The sequence below is a fragment of the Streptomyces sp. NBC_00203 genome (assembly GCF_045206325.1).
GTDB classification, from domain to species: domain Bacteria; phylum Actinomycetota; class Actinomycetes; order Streptomycetales; family Streptomycetaceae; genus Streptomyces; species Streptomyces lutosisoli.
The window spans coordinates 6,353,476-6,370,647 of sequence record NZ_CP108126.1 but is presented as its reverse complement, the minus strand read 5'-3'; the positions used below and the strand labels follow the sequence as shown (position 1 = coordinate 6,370,647).

Below are 17,172 nucleotides of genomic sequence, written 5' to 3'. Positions count from 1 at the left end.
GGTGGAACACGCGAAAGGGGCGCCGGTGACGGCGCCCTTCGCTCTCGGCTCAGCCGAAGACGTACTTGGCGGCGTGGTTGAGCCCATAGTCAATCACGGTCACCAGGCCGATCATGATGACGACGAACACAATCACCACTGTGGTGTACGTCGTCAGCTGATTGCGAGTCGGCCAGACGACCTTGCGGAGTTCCGCGACGATCTGGCGATAGAAGGTGGCGAGGCGCTTCAGCGGGCCCTTCTTGGCACGCTTGCCGCCCTTGCGGGCCTTCTTCTGGGACTCGGGCGCCTCGGCATCAGGCATGTCGATGGAGCCCACGGCGTCCGTCACTCGTCCTCACCTGATTCCGGGTCGTGGCCGTGCCGCGCCCGGTTGAGCCGCACGGCGGTGCATTGCAGTACGTACATGCGCACACATCCTGGCGAAGGAGTGTGTAGCAGGGCCGGAGGGACTTGAACCCCCAACCGCTGGTTTTGGAGACCAGTGCTCTACCAATTGAGCTACGACCCTTTGATTTCCCCCAACGTACCGCATCCGCCCGAGTGCTCGGTGTGCACCGGGTGAGTGCGGCCCGTGAAGGCCAACGAGGTGAGAGTGTACGTGGTCCGGGGCCGGTCGTCGAACAGAAAGTGTCCGTACGGGCTTTGTCCGCCGAAGATCGACTGGTGAGCCGTCCGGATCCGGATGAATGTTCTGCCGATGTTCAGTCTGTGAAACCCGCGTGCCGGGGGCGTTTCCGGTCTGAAACGATGGGGCCCATGAGCGCTGCAACCCCTCCCACCGAGCGCCGGGTCTCCGCCCGAGTCGGCGCGATCTCCGAGTCCGCCACTCTCGCCGTGGACGCCAAGGCCAAGGCCCTGAAGGCCGCCGGGCGTCCGGTGATCGGCTTCGGCGCGGGTGAACCGGACTTCCCGACCCCGGACTACATCGTCCAGGCCGCCATCGAGGCCTGCTCGAACCCCAAGTACCACCGCTACACGCCCGCCGGCGGCCTGCCCGAGCTGAAGGCCGCGATCGCCGCGAAGACCCTGCGCGACTCCGGCTACGAGGTGGAGGCCGCCGAGGTCCTCGTCACCAACGGCGGCAAGCAGGCCATCTACGAAGCCTTCGCCGCGATCCTCGACCCGGGCGACGAGGTCATCGTCCCGGCGCCGTACTGGACGACGTACCCGGAGTCGATCCGTCTCGCCGGCGGTGTCCCCGTGGACGTGGTCGCCGACGAGACCACCGGCTACCGCGTCTCGGTCGAGCAGTTGGAGGCCGCCCGCACCGAGAACACCAAGGTGCTGCTCTTCGTCTCCCCGTCCAACCCGACGGGCGCGGTCTACACCCGCGAGCAGATCGAGGAGATCGGCCGCTGGGCCGCCGAGAAGGGCCTGTGGGTCCTGACCGACGAGATCTACGAGCACCTGGTCTACGGGGACGCCGAGTTCCACTCGCTGCCCGTGGTCGTGCCCGAGCTGCGCGACAAGTGCATCGTCGTGAACGGCGTCGCCAAGACGTACGCGATGACCGGCTGGCGCGTGGGCTGGGTCATCGGCCCGAAGGACGTCATCAAGGCCGCGACCAACCTCCAGTCGCACGCCACGTCGAACGTGTCGAACGTGGCCCAGGTCGCCGCGCTCGCCGCCGTCTCCGGGGACCTGACGGCCGTCGCGAAGATGCGCGAGGCCTTCGACCGCCGCCGCAAGACCATCGTGCGCATGCTGAACGAGATCGACGGCGTGCTCTGCCCGGAGCCCGAGGGCGCCTTCTACGCGTACCCCTCGGTGAAGGCCCTCCTCGGCAAGGAGATCCGCGGCAAGCGCCCCCAGGACACGGTCGAGCTGGCCGCGCTCATCCTGGAGGAGTCCGAGGTCGCGGTCGTCCCGGGCGAAGCCTTCGGCACGCCGGGCTACCTGCGTCTGTCGTACGCCCTGGGTGACGAGGACCTCGTCGAGGGCGTCTCCCGGATCCAGAAGCTGCTGGCCGAGGCGCGGGACTGACGTTTTCGCGCTCCACGCGTGCGTGTGCGGGCCGTTTCCCTTCGGGGAGGCGGCCCGCTTCTTCGTTCGGGCAAGCCCCCGATCAGGGAAAGCGCTACCGGCACGCCATCCACGTACGGCAAGATCCTGGGATGGAGCGTGTACGTGATGTCTCTGAACTGCCAAAAGCCCATCTGCACCTGCACTTCACCGGTTCGATGCGGCACACCACCCTGCTGGAACTGGCCGACAAGCACGGGATCCATCTGCCCGACGCGCTGACCAGCGGGGAGCCGCCCAAGCTGCGGGCGACGGACGAGCGCGGCTGGTTCCGGTTCCAGCGGTTGTACGACGCCGCGCGGTCGTGCCTGAGGGACCCCGAGGACATTCGGCGCCTGGTGCGCGAGGCCGCCGAGGAGGACCTCAAGGACGGCTCGGGGTGGCTGGAGATCCAGGTCGATCCGACGTCGTACGCACCTCGCCTGGGCGGTCTGATCCCGGCCCTGGAGATCATCCTGGACGCGGTGGACACGACGGTGCGCGAGACCGGGCTCGGGATGCGTGTCCTGGTGGCCGCGAACCGGATGAAGCACCCGCTGGACGCCCGTACGCTGGCCCGCCTGGCCGTGCGGTACGCGGACCAGGGCATCGTCGGTTTCGGGCTCTCCAACGACGAACGGCGGGGCATGGCGCGGGACTTCGACCGGGCCTTCGCGATCGCGCGGGAGGGCGGGCTGCTGTCCGCTCCGCACGGCGGCGAGCTGACCGGGCCGGCCTCCGTCCGCGACTGCCTGGACGACCTGGGCGCCTCGCGGATCGGCCACGGGGTGCGTGCCGCCGAGGACCCGCGGCTGCTGAAGCGGCTCGCGGACCGCGGGGTGACCTGCGAGGTCTGTCCGGCCTCGAACGTCGCTCTGGGGGTCTACGAGAAGCCGGAGGACGTCCCCCTGCGCACGCTCTTCGAGGCAGGCGTCCCGATGGCCCTCGGCGCCGACGACCCCCTGCTCTTCGGCTCCCGGCTGGCCGCCCAGTACGAGATCGCCCGCCACCACCACGGCTTCACGGACGCGGAACTGGCCGAGCTGGCCCGGCAGTCCATCCGCGCCTCGGCCGCCCCGGCGGACGTACGGGCGAAGCTGCTGGCCGGGGTGGACGACTGGCTCAGCGGTCCGGTCGCTTGAAGTGCGCGTAGGCGGTCCGGTGGGTGGGTCGGGGCCGTGCCGGTACGTCCACCCCGTCGCCGGTGGGCATTGCTGCCTGCTGCCACAGCATGAACTTGGCCATAACCACGTATGCGACGGGCTGGACGTACCGGCACGGCCCCTTCGCTGCGTCGCCGACTGCGCCGCCGTCTTGGCTGGGGGTGGGTGGGGCCCTGTGCGTCGCCGGGTGCGGGGTCGTGTTTTTAGGGGCGCGGGGAACTGCGCGACCAGCCCCCACCTTCCGACGAACCACCCAGGGGGTCACACAGCGAGGTGTGGCGCGGCTCAGTACGGGCCCTCGGCGACGGAGATGCCCCGCAGCAGCGTGCGTGCCAGGGCCGGGGCGAAGGTGTCCAGGGGTGGCGGCTCGCCCTCGTCCGTCGAGTCGTACGCGAAGGCCCGCTGGGCGCACGCGCCGAGGAGCAGTGACGCGGCCGCGAAGGTGTCGGCGTAGGGGTGGATGCGCCCGGCCCGCTGTTCCGCGCGCAGATACGCGTCGACGCCCCTGATGGGCATGTGCGGGCCCGCGCCCATGGCCCGCATGGCCGCGTCGTGGCGGCGCTTGAGCTGCGTTTCCGCGTACAAGGAGGCGGCGATCGGAAAGCTCTGCTCATAGAAGAGGGCCGCTTGGCGGGCGACCTCCGTGAGGTTCTCCTCGACGGTGTGCTCCCCCGGCTCCGCCGTGAGCCTGCCCAGGAGGGGGCCCAGTGTGGGCAGTCGCTCCTCCAGGACGCGGATGAACAGCTCTTCCTTGCTCGCGAAGTACTTGTAGAGCGCCGCTTCGGAGCAGCCCGCCGCCTTGGCGATCTCCTTGGTGGTCGCGCGGGCGAGTCCGACGGTGAGCATGAGCTGGTGCGCCGCGTCGAGAATGCGGATCCTGGCCGGTTTCTGCGGCGCGGGCTCCGCGGCGGATTTCTGCTGCATGGGGCCCAAGGATTCCATGGCGCAACCAATCAAGCTTGACGGGTGGGTGAGTACTTACTCACTCTAGGAGGCGAGAGGGTGAGTGAATACTCACCCACCACTCATCCATCCACGGGGAGCGGAAGGGGAGCAGGCCATGAAACTCACCGTTTTCGGTGCCACAGGCGGCATCGGCCAGGAGATCGTCCGGCAGGCCCTGGAATCGGGCCACCAGGTCACGGCCGTCGTACGGGACCCCGCGCGGCTGACGGTCACGGGCGCGGGCCTGGAGGTGTTCCGCGCCGACCTCACGGACCCGGGGGCGCTGTGCCCCGCGGTCGCGGGAAGGGACGCGGTCCTCTCCGGACTCGGCGCCCGCAGCCGCAAGGACGCCGGGGTCGCGGCCCGGCTGACCCGAACGGTGCTGGGCGCCATGGAGGCGGAGGGCGCCCGGCGGCTGCTGGTGGTGAGCGCGAGTCCGGTCGGCCCCGACCCGGAGGGCTCCGCACTCGTCGACCGTGCCATGCGGGGCGTGATCTCCGGGATCCTGAAGGACGTCTACGCCGACCTGAAGGAGATGGAGGACGAGCTGGCCCGCAGCGCGACCGACTGGACGGTCGTCCGCCCGCCACGCCTCCAGAACAAGCCGGTGACCGGCACGTACCGCACGGTTGTCGGCAGCTTCCCGCTCAAGGGCCGGTTCATCGGCCGCGCCGACGTGGCCCACGCGATGCTGGCGATGATCGGCGACGCCGGGACGGTGAAGCAGGGGGTGGGCGTGGCCTACTAGTGCTCGCGACCATGGCCGTGGCCACTGGAGCCTCGCCGCGTGCCAGGACGCGTGACCGGCTAGAGCTCGGCTCCGACGGTCACCGGCTCGTTGACCAGCGTGATCCCGAAGGCGTCGCGGACGCCGGCGACGACCTCGCGGGCCAGCGCGAGAAGATCCTCGGTGGTGGCCTCGCCCCGGTTGGTGAGGGCGAGCGTGTGCTTGGTGGAGATCCGGGCGGGCCCGCTGCCGTAGCCCTTGGTGAAGCCCGACTTGTCGATCAGCCAGGCCGCGGAGGTCTTGGTGTGGCCGTCGCCCGCCGGGTACGCGGGCGGCACGGCGTCCGCGCCGAGCCGATCCTCCACGCGCGCGTGGAACGCGGCGAACTCCTCGTCCGTGAGGATCGGGTTGGTGAAGAACGACCCGGCGGACCAGGTGTCGTGGTCCTCGGGGTCGAGCACCATGCCCTTGCCCGAGCGCAGCTTGAGAACCGTCTCGCGGGCGGCGGCCAGCGGCACCCGGTCCCCGGCCTCCACGCCCAGCGCGCGAGCCGTCTCCGCGTACTTGATCGGCGCCGACAGGCCCTCCGCGTCCTCCAGCTCGAAGCGGACGCGCAACACGACATGGCGCTCGGGGTCGGCCTTGAAGCGGCTGTGGCGGTACGAGAACGCGCAGTCGGCGTTCGTCAGCGTGACCGTCTCGCGCGTCTTCCTGTCGTACGCGATCACCTCGGTGATGGTCGACGACACTTCCTGACCGTACGCGCCCACGTTCTGGATCGGCGTCGCGCCCGCGGAGCCGGGGATGCCGGCGAGGCACTCGACGCCCGCGAGCCCGGCCTCGACGGTGCGGGCGACCGCGTCGGTCCACACCTCGCCCGCCGCCAGCTCCAGCCTCGTACCGTCGAGGGCGAAGCCGCTCGTCGCGATGCGCAGGGCGGTCCCGGCGAAGCCCTTGTCACCGATGACCAGGTTCGATCCACCGCCGATGACCAGCAGCGGCGTACCGGCGTCGTCGGCCTCGCGCACGGCGGCGATCACCTCGGCGTCGGTCGTGGCGGTGATCAGCCGGGTCGCGGGACCCCCCAGCCGGAAGGTGGTCAGCGGGGCGAGCGGGGCATCGTGGAGTTCCTGCACGGGCCCAAGAGTACGAGAAGGCGGGGGATCGCTTGGCCACCCGGGGGCGCGAGGCATGGGATCGCACCACCGGCGCGCAAGGCATGCACGCACGCCCCGCGCGCCAGGCGTGCACTCGCGCCCCCATCCAAGGCCCGCTCACGCCCCTCATCCAAGGCCCGCCCTCACGCCCCTCTCGCGAGACACGCGGCTCACGTCCGGCGCGCACGACCCGGGGCTCACGTCCGTCGCGCGCACCCCGGGGGCTCACGCTCCTGGCGCGAGGCATGGGATCGCACCCCTCGCGCAAGGCCTCATGCTCACGCCCCGCGTGCAAGGCATGCGCTCAAGCCCCGCACGCAAGACACAAGCCCACGCCTCCTCCCCCGCGCGCGAACCCAGGCTCCACGCCCCCGGCACGCGGTGCGCGAGTTCACGCCCCCGGCGCGCACCGCACGCGAACGGCCCCGCCCGTCAGGGCAGGGCCGTTCGCGCTCATCCGCGGCTCAGTCGAAGCGCCGCAGCACCTGCGCCCAGTCAAGGGGCAGTTCGTCGGCGGACGCCGTCCACGTGAGGAAGGTCGCGTCCTTCATCTGGGTCCGGAGGCCGCCCGCGGACGGGGCGTGCGCGCCAGAGCGTGCGAACTGCTTGAGCGCCGCGGGCGACTCCCAGGCAGACAGGGTCCAGAAGGTCCGCCGCAGGGGCGCCGCCTTCAGGGAGGCGCCGTACGCGCCGGGCGCCTTGCCGACCTGGCGCCACACGCCCGGCGTCCGTACGAGGAACCGGAGCGCTCCCCAGAAGGTGCGGGTCTCGAACCGGGAGGCCATGACGTGCACCTCGGCGTGGAGCGGCGGCGTGTTCGGCACGGTCCAGGGCAGAGTAGGCATCGCGAGGCTCCTTCCGGGATTTCAGTGGGAGACGGTTTCGAGAGCGGGCGCCGAGGCCGAGGCCGAGGCAGCCGCGGGCGTCTCGGTCACCGGCTGCCGCCGGGGCAGCAGCGCCGCCGCCACCGCTCCCACGCCGACCAGCGCCGCACCCACCCACAGCGCCGGCGAGAGCCCGTCCACGAAGCGCTGTGCGGACTCGTAGCCGCCCTGGGCCGAGAAGACCGAGGCCAGGATCGCGATGCCGAGGGCGCCGCCGACCTCGCGGAGGGCGTTGTTGGCGCCGGAGGCGATGCCCTGTTCGGACGGGCGGACGCTGGACATCACGAGGTTCGCGGCCGGGGCGAAGTACAGCGCCATGCCGATCCCGCTGATGATCAGGGCGGGGAGCTGGGCGGCGTACGACACGTCGGGCGACACGATCATGGCGAACCAGCCGAGCCCGACAGCCTGCAGCGCGAGACCGACGGTCACGACCGGGCGGCCGCCGATCCGGTCCGAGAGGTATCCGGCGATGGGGGCGACGATCATCGGCATCCCGGTCCAGGGAAGCATCCGCAGACCCGCCTCGGTGGGCGAGTAGCCGACGACGCCCTGGAGGAACTGGCTGAGCAGGAAGATCGATCCGAACATCCCGACGAACATCAGCAGGCTCGCGGCGTTGATCGCGGAGAAGGCGCGGCTGCGGAAGAGGCGCATCGGCAGCATCGGGTTCTTGCTGTGGATCCCGTGGTAGACGAAGCCGGCGAGGAGCGCACCGCCCGCGATCAGGCCGGTGAGCACGGGGCCGCTGGTCCAGCCGTCAATGTTGCCGCGGATCAGGGCGTAGACGATGCCGAAGAGACCGCCGCTGGCGAGCAGGGTGCCGGGGATGTCCAGCGGTGCGCCGGTGCCGTGCGACTCGGCGAGCCGCAGCCGGGCGAGCGGCAGCACGGCCAGGCCCAACGGGACGTTCAGCCAGAAGATCCACTGCCAGGACACATGCTCGGTGAGACTGCCGCCGATGAGGGGTCCGGAGGCGACCGCGAGTCCGTTCACGGCGCCCCATATCCCGTACGCCATCCCGCGCTTGGCGACCGGGACCGCGGCTGTCAGCAGGGTCAGGGTGAGCGGCATCATGATGGCCGCGCCGACGCCCTGGACCGCGCGGGCCGCGATCAGGGAGTTGATGCCCGGCGCCAGCGCCGCGGCGGCGGACGCGCCGGTGAAGATGGTGAGTCCGGTCATGAAGAGCCGACGGCGGCCGAACCGGTCACCCAGAGCCGCGCCGAACATCAGCAGCACGGCGAAGGTGAGCGTGTAGGCGCTCACGGTCCACTCCAGGTCGCCCAGCGCTCCCCCGAGGTCCTTGCGGATGGAGGGCAGTGCGGTGGTGACGACGAGGTTGTCGAGAGCCGCCATGAATCCGGCGACGCTGGTGATGACGAGGGCCCAGACGGCTCCCCCGCGACGTGCGGTCTGTGCGGTTTGCTGTGACATCGCTCCCCCAGAGCGTGATTACTGCCAACGGTTAGTTATTGATGACTAACTTTTGCACCCATGAACGTGCCCACGAAAAGGCGCCGATCTCCGCCTTCCCTGCCCTGCTTTTCGCCCTACTTCCGCCCTACTTCTCCAGCCGGCCCGTGACGCGCGCCGACGGGTAGAGCCCTTCCCAGACCCGGTGCTCGGGCGGAAACCCCATGGACACCAGGCAGTTGATGAGCATTCCGTACGCCATGAACGTCGCGGTTTCGTCCACATCGGCCCCGAGCGGCACATGAACGGTGTCCCACAGCCGCATCCAGCCGGCCCGCACCGCCTCGCCGAGTTCGCGGTCGCCGGCCTCCTCGGCCGCCGACACCGCCACGTACATCTGCATCTGCATGAGCAGTCGTTCGGGCTGCTCCGCGATGACCTTCACGTACGCGTTCGCCATGGCGTGCAGGGCCTCCTCGCCCTCCAACCCCTTGGAGGCCTCCTCGAAGGTGCGCTGCGTGAGCTCCATACAGCGCTCCGCCGCCGCGAGGAAGATCGCCTTCTTACCCGGGAAGAGCCGGAAGAGATACGGCTGCGAGACACCCACACGCTTGGCGATCGCCTCGGTGGACGTGCCGTAGTAGCCGCCTCGGGCGAACTCGCTCATCGCCGCGCGGATGACGCTCTCGCGCCTCTCTTCTGCGCTCATCCTGACCATGCGACTAAGTTAGTACTCAATCACTAACTACGTCAAGGGGGGTTCTGGGACGTCGTCCGACTGGACCGAGGGGGCGCCCGGCCGGAGTCGCCGACATCCCCGACGGCGGGCTCTCTGCCGACGGACTCTCTGCCGGGCTGGCCGGGCTGGCCGGGCAAGCCCGGCTGGCCGATCCGGACTGGCCGATCCGGCGATCCGGCGATCCGGCGATCCGCAGACCGGCGTCCAGGATTCCCAAGTCGCCTACTTGGTACGTTGCTTGGCGTGATGTTCACTGCCGTGTCGGCCGGCTGCCGATGAGTGCGCATGGACTGCCCCTCGCCCATGGACTACCAGTCGCGATCGTGGACGCCTGTCTGCGGAACGGCGGCGGCGGGAGCCCGACGGCGGTGCTGGACGAGACGCCGCTCAGCGATGAGCAGCGTCGTCGTGTGCCGGTGCTGGCCGGGACATCGCATGCGGTCTTCGTCTCCCCGTCCGGCGCCCAGCACAGCGGTGCGGCGGTTTCCCTGCGCTTCTTCACCTCCGAGGGAGAGCTGCCGGCCTGCGGCCATGGAACGGTCGCCGCCCTGGCCTTCCTCGCCGCACGAGCCGGAGGCGAGGGGTACCGGACCCGTCTGCACGCCTCAGGACGCGTCTTCGAGGGCTGGTGCCTGCGCGACGGGACATGTGACGGGACGTCCGAGGGGACGCCTCAGGGGGCGTCGGTGAACGCGGCCTTCGAACCGGGCCCCGTGGATCTGCGGGAGCCCACAGAGAGCGAGTGCGGGGCCGTGCTCACCGCTCTCGGCATCACCCGGGACACGCTGGCGCCCGGTGCCGCCGTCGCCTCGGTGGGACGGCCGCGTCTGCTGGTCCCCCTGACCACCCGGTCCGCCCTCGCCGCGCTCACCCCGGACTCCGCTGCACTGCGGGCCGCCTGTGACCGGCTCGGCCTCCTCGGCTGCTACGTCTACTCCGTGCCGGAGCCCACGGGCCGCGCGGCCGCCCGTATGTTCGCCCCGTCGATCGGCGTCCCCGAGGACATCGCCAACGCCAACAGCACCGCCTGCCTCGCCGCCCACCTGGCCGGTCAGGGCATCACCCGTATCGCCGTGGACATGGGCGACTCCCTGGGCAGCCCGGCCACGATCACCGCCACGGCACAGCCCGGCCCAGCGGGGCCGGTGATCCACCTGGGCGGCGCCGCGAGACTCACCCGCGTGGTCCGGCTGAATGATCAGTAAGGGGCGCCCGCAATGGCGAGCGCCCCTTACTTCACGCACGACCACGGCCGACGCCATGCGCTACCTCGCATGACTACCGCCGGGGCTGTGCGCCACTTCACACATTGCAACAGCCCGCGCTACGCATTACTTCACGCACAGCTACTGCCCGCGCTACGCGTTCACGCCAGTCGTACGACCGCGCGCGACATGCCCAGGACCTTCTGACCCGCGCTGGTCGCGGTGAGGTCGACGCGAACGGTGTTGTCGTCGAGCTTGGCACCGACCTTGGCGCTGACCTCGACGGTCGCGCCCTTGTCATCGTTCGGGACGACGACGGGCTTGGTGAAGCGGACGCCGTACTCGACGACCGCGCCCGGGTCGCCGACCCAGTCGGTGACGACGCGGATCGCCTCGGCCATGGTGAACATGCCGTGCGCGATGACGTCGGGCAGACCGACCTCGACCGCGAACTTCTCGTTCCAGTGGATCGGGTTGAAGTCCCCGGAGGCACCGGCGTACTGCACGAGCGTGGCACGAGTCACGGAAAACGTCTGGGCCGGCAGCTCGGTGCCGACCTCGACGTCCGCGTAAGAGATCTTCGCGGTCATGTCAGCCCACCTCCGCCGCGCGCGCCACGAGCTTGGTGACGGCCGTCACGACATGCTCGCCCGCCTCGTCGTGGACCTCGCCACGGATGTCCAGGATGTCGTTGCCCGCCAGGGACTTGATCGACTCGATGGTCGAGGTGACCGTGAGCCGGTCGCCCGCGCGCACCGGGCGGGTGTAGGCGAACTTCTGGTCGCCGTGCACCACGCGGTTGTAGTCGAGGCCCAGTTGCGGGTCCTGGACGACCTGGCCCGCGGCCTTGAACGTGATCGCGAACACAAAAGTCGGCGGGGCGATCACATCGGGGTGGCCGAGCGCCTTGGCGGCCTCCGGGTCCGTGTACGCAGGGTTACTGTCCCCAACGGCCTCCGCGAACTCGCGGATCTTCTCCCGGCCGACCTCATAGGGGTCGGTGGGCGGGTAGGACCGCCCCACGAAGGACTGGTCGAGCGCCATGGGCTCGGCACCTCCTGGTTCTCTATAACGACGCGAGGCCGCCCCCCGTGAAGGGGACGGCCTCGTGTACGAGCCTGATTTATCGCGTTTCGCGGTGCGCGGTGTGCGCGTTGCAACGCGGGCAGTGCTTCTTCATCTCCAGTCGGTCCGGGTCGTTACGCCGGTTCTTCTTGGTGATGTAGTTCCGCTCCTTGCACTCCACGCAGGCCAGCGTGATCTTCGGGCGGACGTCGGTGGCAGCCACAGGAGTGCTCCTTGACGAACGGATGGGACGATTAACGCATAGAAGAGTAGCCGATCGAAGGACCGACCCCACAATCGGCTACTGTCAGTAGCGGTGACCGGACTTGAACCGGTGACACAGCGATTATGAGCCGCTTGCTCTACCGACTGAGCTACACCGCTTTGATGGGATCAGGTCCCGCCTTGCGACGGGAACCTCACCCACCAGAGCCCCAATACGGAATCGAACCGTAGACCTTCTCCTTACCATGGAGACGCTCTACCGACTGAGCTATTGGGGCGAGCGATGAAGACATTACACGGTCGGCCGCCGATCGCCCAAATCCGTTTCGCGGCACCCGCCCCGGCCTGTTCCCGGCCGTTTCCCCAGGCGTTCCCGCAGCCGTTCACGAGCCCCTCACGCACCACGGATCACCTCCGACCACAGGTGCGTTCCCGCCCATACCGGTAGGCCCGCCCTCACCCGGGCGGCCACGCGGTTACGAGCCGCGGGACCACACGGGTAGGAGCCACGGAACACCACGCGTACGAGCCGTGGAACACCACGGATGCGAGCCGCGGGACCACACCGATACGGCCACGGACCACACCGGTACGACTATTGCGCTCCTCCCCGACGCGGACGGATCGCCGCCCTAGGCTCGACTCACGCTGCGTGATCTTGTGTCCTCACGCTCCGCAGTCGCCCCTCCCGCAGCCGCCCCCGAGCCCCAGGAGCGCGATGCCCGACAGTCAGCCGCAGCCACCCCACTCCCGGTCGGGACAGACCGACACGGCCACGCTCCTGTTGTGCGGGGCGCGGCTCACCGACGGCCGGACCGTGGACGTGCGGCTGGGCGGCAGACGGATCGAGGCGGTCGGCACCGCCGGGAGCCTGACGAGGGGCGCCCCCGGGGCCCTCGCGGCGAAGGTGGACCTCGACGGCTACCTCCTCCTGCCGGCCCCGGCCGAGCCGCACGCCCACAGCGACACGGCCCTGACGGCCGAGGACGACGGCCCCCTCACGTACGACGCCCAGGAGGTCCAGCGCCGGGCCACCGAGGCCGCCCTGCTGCAACTCGGGCACGGCGCGACGGCGCTGCGCTCGCACGTGCACGTCGGCGACGTACAGGGGCTCGACGCGCTGGCGGCTGTGCTCCAGGCGCGCCGTTCGCTGCGCGGGCTAGCCGAGTTGACGACGGTGGCGATGCCGCGGGTGCTGACCGGGGTGGCCGGGGCCGACGGACTGGCCATGCTGCGGGACGCGGTGAAGATGGGCGCCTCCGTGGTGGGCGGCTGCCCGGACGCCGACCCCGATCCGACGGGGTACGTGGAGGCGATCCTGGAGCTCGCCTCCGAGCACGGCTGCCCGGTCGACCTGCACACGGACGGCGCGGACCCCGCCCGGCTCGCCCGGCTCGCGGCTATGGCCGGCGGGCTGCGCCCCGGGGTGACGCTCGGCCCGTGCGGCGGGCTCGGCCGGCTGCCCTCCGCGGCGGCCTCCCGGGCAGCCGATCAGCTCGCCGCGGCGGGCGTGACCGTGGTGTGCCTGCCGCAGGGCGACTGCGGGGCCGTGGAACGGCGCGGGACCGCTCCCGTACGGCTGCTGCGGGCGGCCGGGGTACGGGTCGCGGCGGGCAGTGGCGCCCTGCGCGACGTATCGAACCCGGTGGGGCGCGGCGACCCGCTGGAGGCCGCGTATCTGCTGGCCTCGCGGTACGGGCTGCGGCCCGAGGACGCCTACGACGCGGTGAGTTGTGCCGCCCGGGCCGCGCTCGGACTGCCCGAGGTGCGCGTGGAGGCTGGATTTCCGGCCGAGTTGCTCGCCGTGCGCGGGGACCGGCTCGCGGGGGCGCTGTCGTTGGCGTACAGCCGGATCGTGGTGCACCGGGGGCGCGTGGTGGCGCGGACCAGCGCGGTGCGGGAGTACTGCAACTCGGCGGCCGCGGCGGGGATGGAGTTGCCTCGGCAGGGGCGGGGAGAGCCGTCATAGGAGAGCGGTTACGGGAAGCGGCCTTTAGTGGCCCTCCACGCGCGCGTGGAGGGCCACTAAAGGCCGTCACGCGCGCGTGGATGCTTTTGTACGTCCACTCGTACGTCCACGCGTCGTAACGTCCACGCGCGCGTGCCCGGTGATGACCCGCTGGTGCCACCGGCGGGCCGGGGTCCTCAGAGCTCGCTGCCGCCCAACAGCCCGCCGCCGAGGGGGCTGCCCCCGGGCATCTTGTCCGCGGGGATCTCCGTGGCCCCCGCCGGCGCGCTGATGTCGCCCGCCTTGGAGAACTTCAGGACCAGCGGCAGCTTGGTGGCCTTCGGGTCCTCGGCGAGGAGGGCGAGGTCGACCTTGACCTGGGTGAGGTCGCCGTTCTTCAGCGTGAAGTCGACGGCGACCTTCTTGTTCGGGGCGTCCTTGAGGTCCTTGTCCGAGGGGAGGTCCGCGCCCGCCGGAAGGTCGCCCTGCAGCGGCCGGAGCTTGTCGAAGACGCCCCTGATCAGGGTACGGAAGTTGCCGCTGGCGATGACGTGTTCGGTGCCGTCGCTGCCGTCCTTGGCACGGAAGGTGACGTCGTGGGCGATGACACCGCGCACGGCCTTGACGATCTTCCGCTGGGTCTTGGCGTCGACGTCGCCGGCGCTGTCTGCTCCCTTCGCGGAGCCCTGCGAGGACTTCTGGGCCTTCTCCAGGTCGCGGGTGTTCATCTTCACCCAGTCGCCTTCGAGGACGTGCTTGAACTCCTTCTCGCTGTCCGGGAGTTCGTCGGCGGTCGGCATGGGAACGCCCATCGCCTCGCCGACGGCCTTCATGTCGACGCGGTAGTACGTGAAGTCGCCGACGATCCGGTACTCGACCAGGACGCCGTCGGCCCCCGTGATCTTCATGCTCGTACCGATGAGGTCCTTCTCGCCCGAATCCGCCAGCGGCTTCTTCGACTTGACGGCGACGTCGACGCGCAGCCCGGTGAGGAACTTCGCGGCCTCCGGCGGGATGGCATCGTCCGAGCCGGAGTCGCCCGCCAGCGCGGTGAGCGCGTCGGAGTCCGCGTCGAGGTCCAACTGGAAGGCGAGCGACTTCTGTTCGCCGAGCCGGTCGACGGCGTGGTCCACCTTCTGCCCGGCGGTGAGGTTCTGGACCGTGCCGCAGGCGGCCGCCGTGGCGAGCAGGACGGCGGCGCAGCCGGCCGCGGTGACGGTCTTGCGTATGGCGGTGATGATGGTCTCCTCTGCGATGCCGCGCGGGTTCGCACGACATCCCCTCGTTCGCTCATTCGATTGATCACACATGTGACACACGAGTTGTCCACAGGGTTGTGCGGCGAACGCGTCCGTCCGGGCGTACGGTCGGAAACATGCGCATTGTCATCGCTGGAGGTCATGGTCAGATCGCGCTGCGGCTGGAGCGGCTGCTCGCCGCGCGCGGCGACGAGGTCGCGGGGATCATCCGCCGCGCCGAACAGGGCGACGATCTGCGGGCGGCCGGCGCCGAGCCGGTCCTGTGCGATCTGGAGTCGGCCTCGGTGGAGGAGGTCGCCGCGCATCTGCAGGGCGCGGACGCGGCCGTCTTCGCGGCGGGCGCGGGCCCGGGCAGCGGCGTGGCCCGCAAGAGCACGGTGGACCGGGGCGCCGCCGTCCTGTTCGCGGACGCGGCGGAACGCGCGGGCGTACGCCGTCACGTGGTCGTCTCCTCGATGGGCGCGGACCCGGCGCACCCGGGCGACGACGTCTTCGACGCGTATCTGCGTGCCAAGGGCGAGGCCGACGAGTACGTTCGCGGTCGTACGGGCCTGGACTGGACGATCCTGCGCCCCGGCAGCCTGATCGACGACGCCGGCACCGGCCTCGTACGACTGGAGGCCTCCACGGGCCGCGGAGCCATTCCCCGCGACGACGTCGCCGCGGCCCTCGCCGAACTGGTGGACACCCCGGCGACAGCCGGCCTGACCCTGGAACTGATCAGCGGCTCGACACCGATCTCGGTGGCGGTCAAGGCGGTGGCGGGGAACTAGGCGGCGAGGAGCCAGGGGGAAGCCAAGGGGCGAGGAGCGGGCGCGGGGTTCGTGGCATGCAATGCCAAGGGCGTGCCCGGTCGGGTGCCTGGTCGGGTGCCTGGTCGGGTGCCCGGCCGGTCAGAACAGCGGAAGCTGCCCGGGGAACTCCGGAACGGCGTACCCGTCCAGCGCCGGCTGAGCCGCCCCGAGCTGCGTCTGTCGGCGCGACCCCGGACACGAGACCAGCTCCCCGCTCCCCCGCGCACCCGGCGGATCATGCCGAGCGAACCGCCCCGCGACGACGGCGATCTCCCGACGGCACTCGGGGCAGTTCCTGCGACGCGATGACATGGGATCAGTGTGCCCCGTGGGCGGCGGGTCGTATCGGGGTGCGGCTCCAGTGACGGCGCGCCTCCTCCCGGATCTCCGCACGGGCACGGAGCATGCGGACCGACGGCGGCACGAACAGGCCGTTCGCGGCGCGCACGTGCTCGTCCCACCGGCCCCGCCGCCACTCGACGGTCCAGCCGGGCCACCGCCGACCCTTCACACGTGGTGTCGTCCCGCCATGGGCCCTCCACCCGACTCTTGGCACGGATGAACGGCAGCACGGCCCCGGGCCCCGCGGACAGATCGATATCGAGTCCGACCACTCCGAAGCGGGATTCGTACACCTCATGACCGCCGTCGTCCGACACGACGACGAAGGTTGCCCAGTTGGCCATGCGGGAGAGGATCCCGACCGCCCACGAGCGTCGCCAACCGAATAGGACCCCGCACATGAAGAAACCCCCTCCGAACTACGGAATCGCAGTTCGGAGGGGGTCTACCTTCATGTGGCGGCGCCAGGATTCGAACCTGGGAAGGCTGAGCCGGCAGATTTACAGTCTGCTCCCTTTGGCCGCTCGGGCACACCGCCGGGGTTGCTGCCGTGAGACCCGCTTTGGGGCGGTGCTCCGTGGCAACGACGTAAACGATACCTGATGCTCGGGGGTGCTTCGCCACCCAATTGATCGACGCTTGGGGGGAGGGGGGTGGCTAGGCTTATGCGGATGCGGCCGGGGGCCTACGCCGGGCTCGACGGCCGCCCCTACGCACCCCGATACAAGGAGCCACAGGACATGGCCGACTCCAGTTTCGACATCGTCTCGAAGGTCGAGCGGCAGGAGGTCGACAACGCCCTCAACCAGGCCGCCAAGGAGATCTCGCAGCGCTACGACTTCAAGAACGTCGGCGCCTCCATCTCCTGGTCCGGCGAGAAGATCCTGATGGAGGCGAACTCCGAGGAGCGGGTGAAGGCCATCCTCGATGTGTTCGAGACCAAGCTGATCAAGCGCGGCATCTCGCTGAAGGCGCTGGACGCCGGTGAGCCCCAGCTCTCCGGCAAGGAGTACAAGATCTTCGCGTCGATCGAGGAGGGCATCTCCCAGGAGAACGCGAAGAAGGTGGCGAAGATCATTCGCGACGAGGGCCCGAAGGGCGTGAAGGCACAGGTGCAGGGCGACGAGCTGCGCGTCAGCTCGAAGAGCCGTGACGACCTGCAGGCCGTGCAGGCCCTGCTCAAGGGCAAGGACTTCGACTTCGCGCTGCAGTTCGTGAACTACCGGTAGAACGACCGCCGGCGGTGATTCGTCAACCGGCCCCCGTGGTCGGTTCGTTGCGCGTACGAGGAAGGGTGGG

19 protein-coding genes and 4 tRNA genes are annotated in these 17,172 nt (G+C 70.3%); 7 read left to right on the top strand and 16 right to left on the bottom strand.

The window, feature by feature from the left end; genetic code table 11:
* Positions 1-49: 49 nt before the first annotated feature.
* Positions 50-331, bottom strand: a complete 282-nt coding sequence (secE, locus tag OG975_RS28580; RefSeq protein ID WP_067367170.1) for a preprotein translocase subunit SecE — start codon at positions 329-331, stop codon at positions 50-52.
* Between the two features lie 107 nt (positions 332-438).
* A tRNA-Trp gene (locus OG975_RS28575) sits at positions 439-511 on the bottom strand.
* Positions 512-759: 248 nt separating this feature from the next.
* On the opposite strand from OG975_RS28575, the gene OG975_RS28570 reads away from it, so the two are divergent.
* Positions 760-1,986, top strand: a complete 1,227-nt coding sequence (locus OG975_RS28570; protein ID WP_330306685.1) for a pyridoxal phosphate-dependent aminotransferase — start codon at positions 760-762, stop codon at positions 1,984-1,986.
* Between the two features lie 131 nt (positions 1,987-2,117).
* Positions 2,118-3,146 carry an adenosine deaminase gene (locus OG975_RS28565; RefSeq protein ID WP_406332251.1) on the top strand — a complete coding sequence of 343 codons (1,029 nt, stop codon included), beginning with the start codon at positions 2,118-2,120 and terminating at the stop codon, positions 3,144-3,146.
* A gap of 306 nt (positions 3,147-3,452) precedes the next feature.
* Here the strand turns inward: OG975_RS28565 and OG975_RS28560 are convergent, their stop codons facing one another.
* Positions 3,453-4,091, bottom strand: a complete 639-nt coding sequence (locus tag OG975_RS28560; protein ID WP_406332250.1) for a TetR/AcrR family transcriptional regulator — start codon at positions 4,089-4,091, stop codon at positions 3,453-3,455.
* A 136-nt stretch (positions 4,092-4,227) separates the two neighbouring features.
* Here OG975_RS28560 and OG975_RS28555 point away from each other — a divergent pair, with 136 nt between their 5' ends.
* The gene (locus OG975_RS28555; RefSeq protein WP_406332249.1) at positions 4,228-4,860 is read left to right on the top strand and encodes an NAD(P)-dependent oxidoreductase; all 633 of its coding nucleotides are present in this window, start codon (positions 4,228-4,230) and stop codon (positions 4,858-4,860) included.
* Positions 4,861-4,919: 59 nt separating this feature from the next.
* Here OG975_RS28555 and OG975_RS28550 read toward each other — a convergent pair whose 3' ends face one another.
* The 4 genes from OG975_RS28550 to OG975_RS28535 all read right to left on the bottom strand — a co-directional run bounded on the left by OG975_RS28550 (position 4,920) and on the right by OG975_RS28535 (position 9,014).
* On the bottom strand, positions 4,920-5,975 hold the full coding sequence (locus OG975_RS28550) for a UDP-N-acetylmuramate dehydrogenase (RefSeq protein ID WP_406332248.1): 1,056 nt from the start codon (positions 5,973-5,975) through the stop codon (positions 4,920-4,922).
* 485 nt (positions 5,976-6,460) lie between these two features.
* The gene (locus tag OG975_RS28545; RefSeq protein ID WP_327430954.1) at positions 6,461-6,841 is read right to left on the bottom strand and encodes a DUF3291 domain-containing protein; all 381 of its coding nucleotides are present in this window, start codon (positions 6,839-6,841) and stop codon (positions 6,461-6,463) included.
* 21 nt (positions 6,842-6,862) lie between these two features.
* Positions 6,863-8,317, bottom strand: coding sequence for a DHA2 family efflux MFS transporter permease subunit (locus OG975_RS28540; protein ID WP_406332247.1), 1,455 nt, complete (start codon positions 8,315-8,317; stop codon positions 6,863-6,865).
* Positions 8,318-8,444: 127 nt separating this feature from the next.
* Positions 8,445-9,014: a TetR/AcrR family transcriptional regulator gene (locus tag OG975_RS28535; RefSeq protein ID WP_406332246.1), complete on the bottom strand. Its 570-nt coding sequence runs from the start codon at positions 9,012-9,014 to the stop codon at positions 8,445-8,447.
* Positions 9,015-9,310: 296 nt separating this feature from the next.
* Here OG975_RS28535 and OG975_RS28530 point away from each other — a divergent pair, with 296 nt between their 5' ends.
* Complete coding sequence (locus OG975_RS28530) at positions 9,311-10,240, top strand: PhzF family phenazine biosynthesis protein (protein WP_406332245.1); 930 nt, start codon at positions 9,311-9,313, stop codon at positions 10,238-10,240.
* A gap of 161 nt (positions 10,241-10,401) precedes the next feature.
* On the opposite strand, the gene OG975_RS28525 is transcribed toward OG975_RS28530, so the two are convergent.
* The 5 genes from OG975_RS28525 to OG975_RS28505 form a co-directional block, all read right to left on the bottom strand.
* Positions 10,402-10,830: a MaoC family dehydratase gene (locus OG975_RS28525; protein ID WP_369261295.1), complete on the bottom strand. Its 429-nt coding sequence runs from the start codon at positions 10,828-10,830 to the stop codon at positions 10,402-10,404.
* A 1-nt stretch (position 10,831) separates the two neighbouring features.
* Complete coding sequence (locus OG975_RS28520; protein ID WP_327430949.1) at positions 10,832-11,284, bottom strand: MaoC family dehydratase N-terminal domain-containing protein; 453 nt, start codon at positions 11,282-11,284, stop codon at positions 10,832-10,834.
* A 79-nt stretch (positions 11,285-11,363) separates the two neighbouring features.
* Positions 11,364-11,528 (bottom strand): 50S ribosomal protein L33, encoded by a 165-nt coding sequence (gene rpmG, locus OG975_RS28515; protein ID WP_004571794.1) that lies wholly within the window; start codon positions 11,526-11,528, stop codon positions 11,364-11,366.
* A gap of 88 nt (positions 11,529-11,616) precedes the next feature.
* Positions 11,617-11,689 (bottom strand) — tRNA-Met (locus OG975_RS28510).
* A gap of 46 nt (positions 11,690-11,735) precedes the next feature.
* A tRNA-Thr gene (locus OG975_RS28505) sits at positions 11,736-11,808 on the bottom strand.
* Positions 11,809-12,248: 440 nt separating this feature from the next.
* Between OG975_RS28505 and OG975_RS28500 the strand changes: the two genes are divergently transcribed.
* Positions 12,249-13,499: an amidohydrolase family protein gene (locus OG975_RS28500; RefSeq protein WP_406332242.1), complete on the top strand. Its 1,251-nt coding sequence runs from the start codon at positions 12,249-12,251 to the stop codon at positions 13,497-13,499.
* A gap of 176 nt (positions 13,500-13,675) precedes the next feature.
* Here OG975_RS28500 and OG975_RS28495 read toward each other — a convergent pair whose 3' ends face one another.
* Positions 13,676-14,788, bottom strand: coding sequence for a hypothetical protein (locus OG975_RS28495; protein ID WP_406332241.1), 1,113 nt, complete (start codon positions 14,786-14,788; stop codon positions 13,676-13,678).
* 65 nt (positions 14,789-14,853) lie between these two features.
* Here OG975_RS28495 and OG975_RS28490 point away from each other — a divergent pair, with 65 nt between their 5' ends.
* Entirely contained in the window at positions 14,854-15,510 is a 657-nt protein-coding gene (locus OG975_RS28490; protein WP_406332240.1) for an SDR family oxidoreductase, read from the top strand.
* 120 nt (positions 15,511-15,630) lie between these two features.
* On the opposite strand, the gene OG975_RS28485 is transcribed toward OG975_RS28490, so the two are convergent.
* From OG975_RS28485 to OG975_RS28475, 3 genes are all read right to left on the bottom strand, one after another.
* Positions 15,631-15,843 (bottom strand): hypothetical protein, encoded by a 213-nt coding sequence (locus tag OG975_RS28485; protein ID WP_406332238.1) that lies wholly within the window; start codon positions 15,841-15,843, stop codon positions 15,631-15,633.
* 4 nt (positions 15,844-15,847) lie between these two features.
* Complete coding sequence (locus OG975_RS28480; RefSeq protein WP_406332237.1) at positions 15,848-16,042, bottom strand: hypothetical protein; 195 nt, start codon at positions 16,040-16,042, stop codon at positions 15,848-15,850.
* Positions 16,043-16,329: 287 nt separating this feature from the next.
* A tRNA-Tyr gene (locus OG975_RS28475) sits at positions 16,330-16,411 on the bottom strand.
* 202 nt (positions 16,412-16,613) lie between these two features.
* Here OG975_RS28475 and OG975_RS28470 point away from each other — a divergent pair.
* A complete protein-coding gene (locus OG975_RS28470) occupies positions 16,614-17,102 on the top strand; it encodes a YajQ family cyclic di-GMP-binding protein (RefSeq protein ID WP_028805132.1) in 489 nt (162 codons plus the stop codon).
* The last annotated feature ends 70 nt before the right edge of the window (positions 17,103-17,172 follow it).

Excerpts from the sequence above, each read along its gene's own strand:
- OG975_RS28570 (WP_330306685.1), top strand. The coding sequence starts at position 760 with ATGAGCGCTGCAACCCCTCCCACCGAGCGCCGGGTCTCCGCCCGAGTC.
- OG975_RS28565 (WP_406332251.1), top strand. The coding sequence starts at position 2,118 with ATGGAGCGTGTACGTGATGTCTCTGAACTGCCAAAAGCCCATCTGCAC.
- OG975_RS28560 (WP_406332250.1), bottom strand. The coding sequence starts at position 4,091 with ATGCAGCAGAAATCCGCCGCGGAGCCCGCGCCGCAGAAACCGGCCAGG.
- OG975_RS28555 (WP_406332249.1), top strand. The coding sequence starts at position 4,228 with ATGAAACTCACCGTTTTCGGTGCCACAGGCGGCATCGGCCAGGAGATC.
- OG975_RS28545 (WP_327430954.1), bottom strand. The coding sequence starts at position 6,841 with ATGCCTACTCTGCCCTGGACCGTGCCGAACACGCCGCCGCTCCACGCC.
- OG975_RS28540 (WP_406332247.1), bottom strand. The coding sequence starts at position 8,317 with ATGTCACAGCAAACCGCACAGACCGCACGTCGCGGGGGAGCCGTCTGG.
- OG975_RS28535 (WP_406332246.1), bottom strand. The coding sequence starts at position 9,014 with ATGGTCAGGATGAGCGCAGAAGAGAGGCGCGAGAGCGTCATCCGCGCG.
- OG975_RS28530 (WP_406332245.1), top strand. The coding sequence starts at position 9,311 with ATGAGTGCGCATGGACTGCCCCTCGCCCATGGACTACCAGTCGCGATC.
- OG975_RS28525 (WP_369261295.1), bottom strand. The coding sequence starts at position 10,830 with ATGACCGCGAAGATCTCTTACGCGGACGTCGAGGTCGGCACCGAGCTG.
- OG975_RS28520 (WP_327430949.1), bottom strand. The coding sequence starts at position 11,284 with ATGGCGCTCGACCAGTCCTTCGTGGGGCGGTCCTACCCGCCCACCGAC.
- OG975_RS28500 (WP_406332242.1), top strand. The coding sequence starts at position 12,249 with ATGCCCGACAGTCAGCCGCAGCCACCCCACTCCCGGTCGGGACAGACC.
- OG975_RS28495 (WP_406332241.1), bottom strand. The coding sequence starts at position 14,788 with ATGTGTGATCAATCGAATGAGCGAACGAGGGGATGTCGTGCGAACCCG.
- OG975_RS28490 (WP_406332240.1), top strand. The coding sequence starts at position 14,854 with ATGCGCATTGTCATCGCTGGAGGTCATGGTCAGATCGCGCTGCGGCTG.
- OG975_RS28485 (WP_406332238.1), bottom strand. The coding sequence starts at position 15,843 with ATGTCATCGCGTCGCAGGAACTGCCCCGAGTGCCGTCGGGAGATCGCC.
- OG975_RS28470 (WP_028805132.1), top strand. The coding sequence starts at position 16,614 with ATGGCCGACTCCAGTTTCGACATCGTCTCGAAGGTCGAGCGGCAGGAG.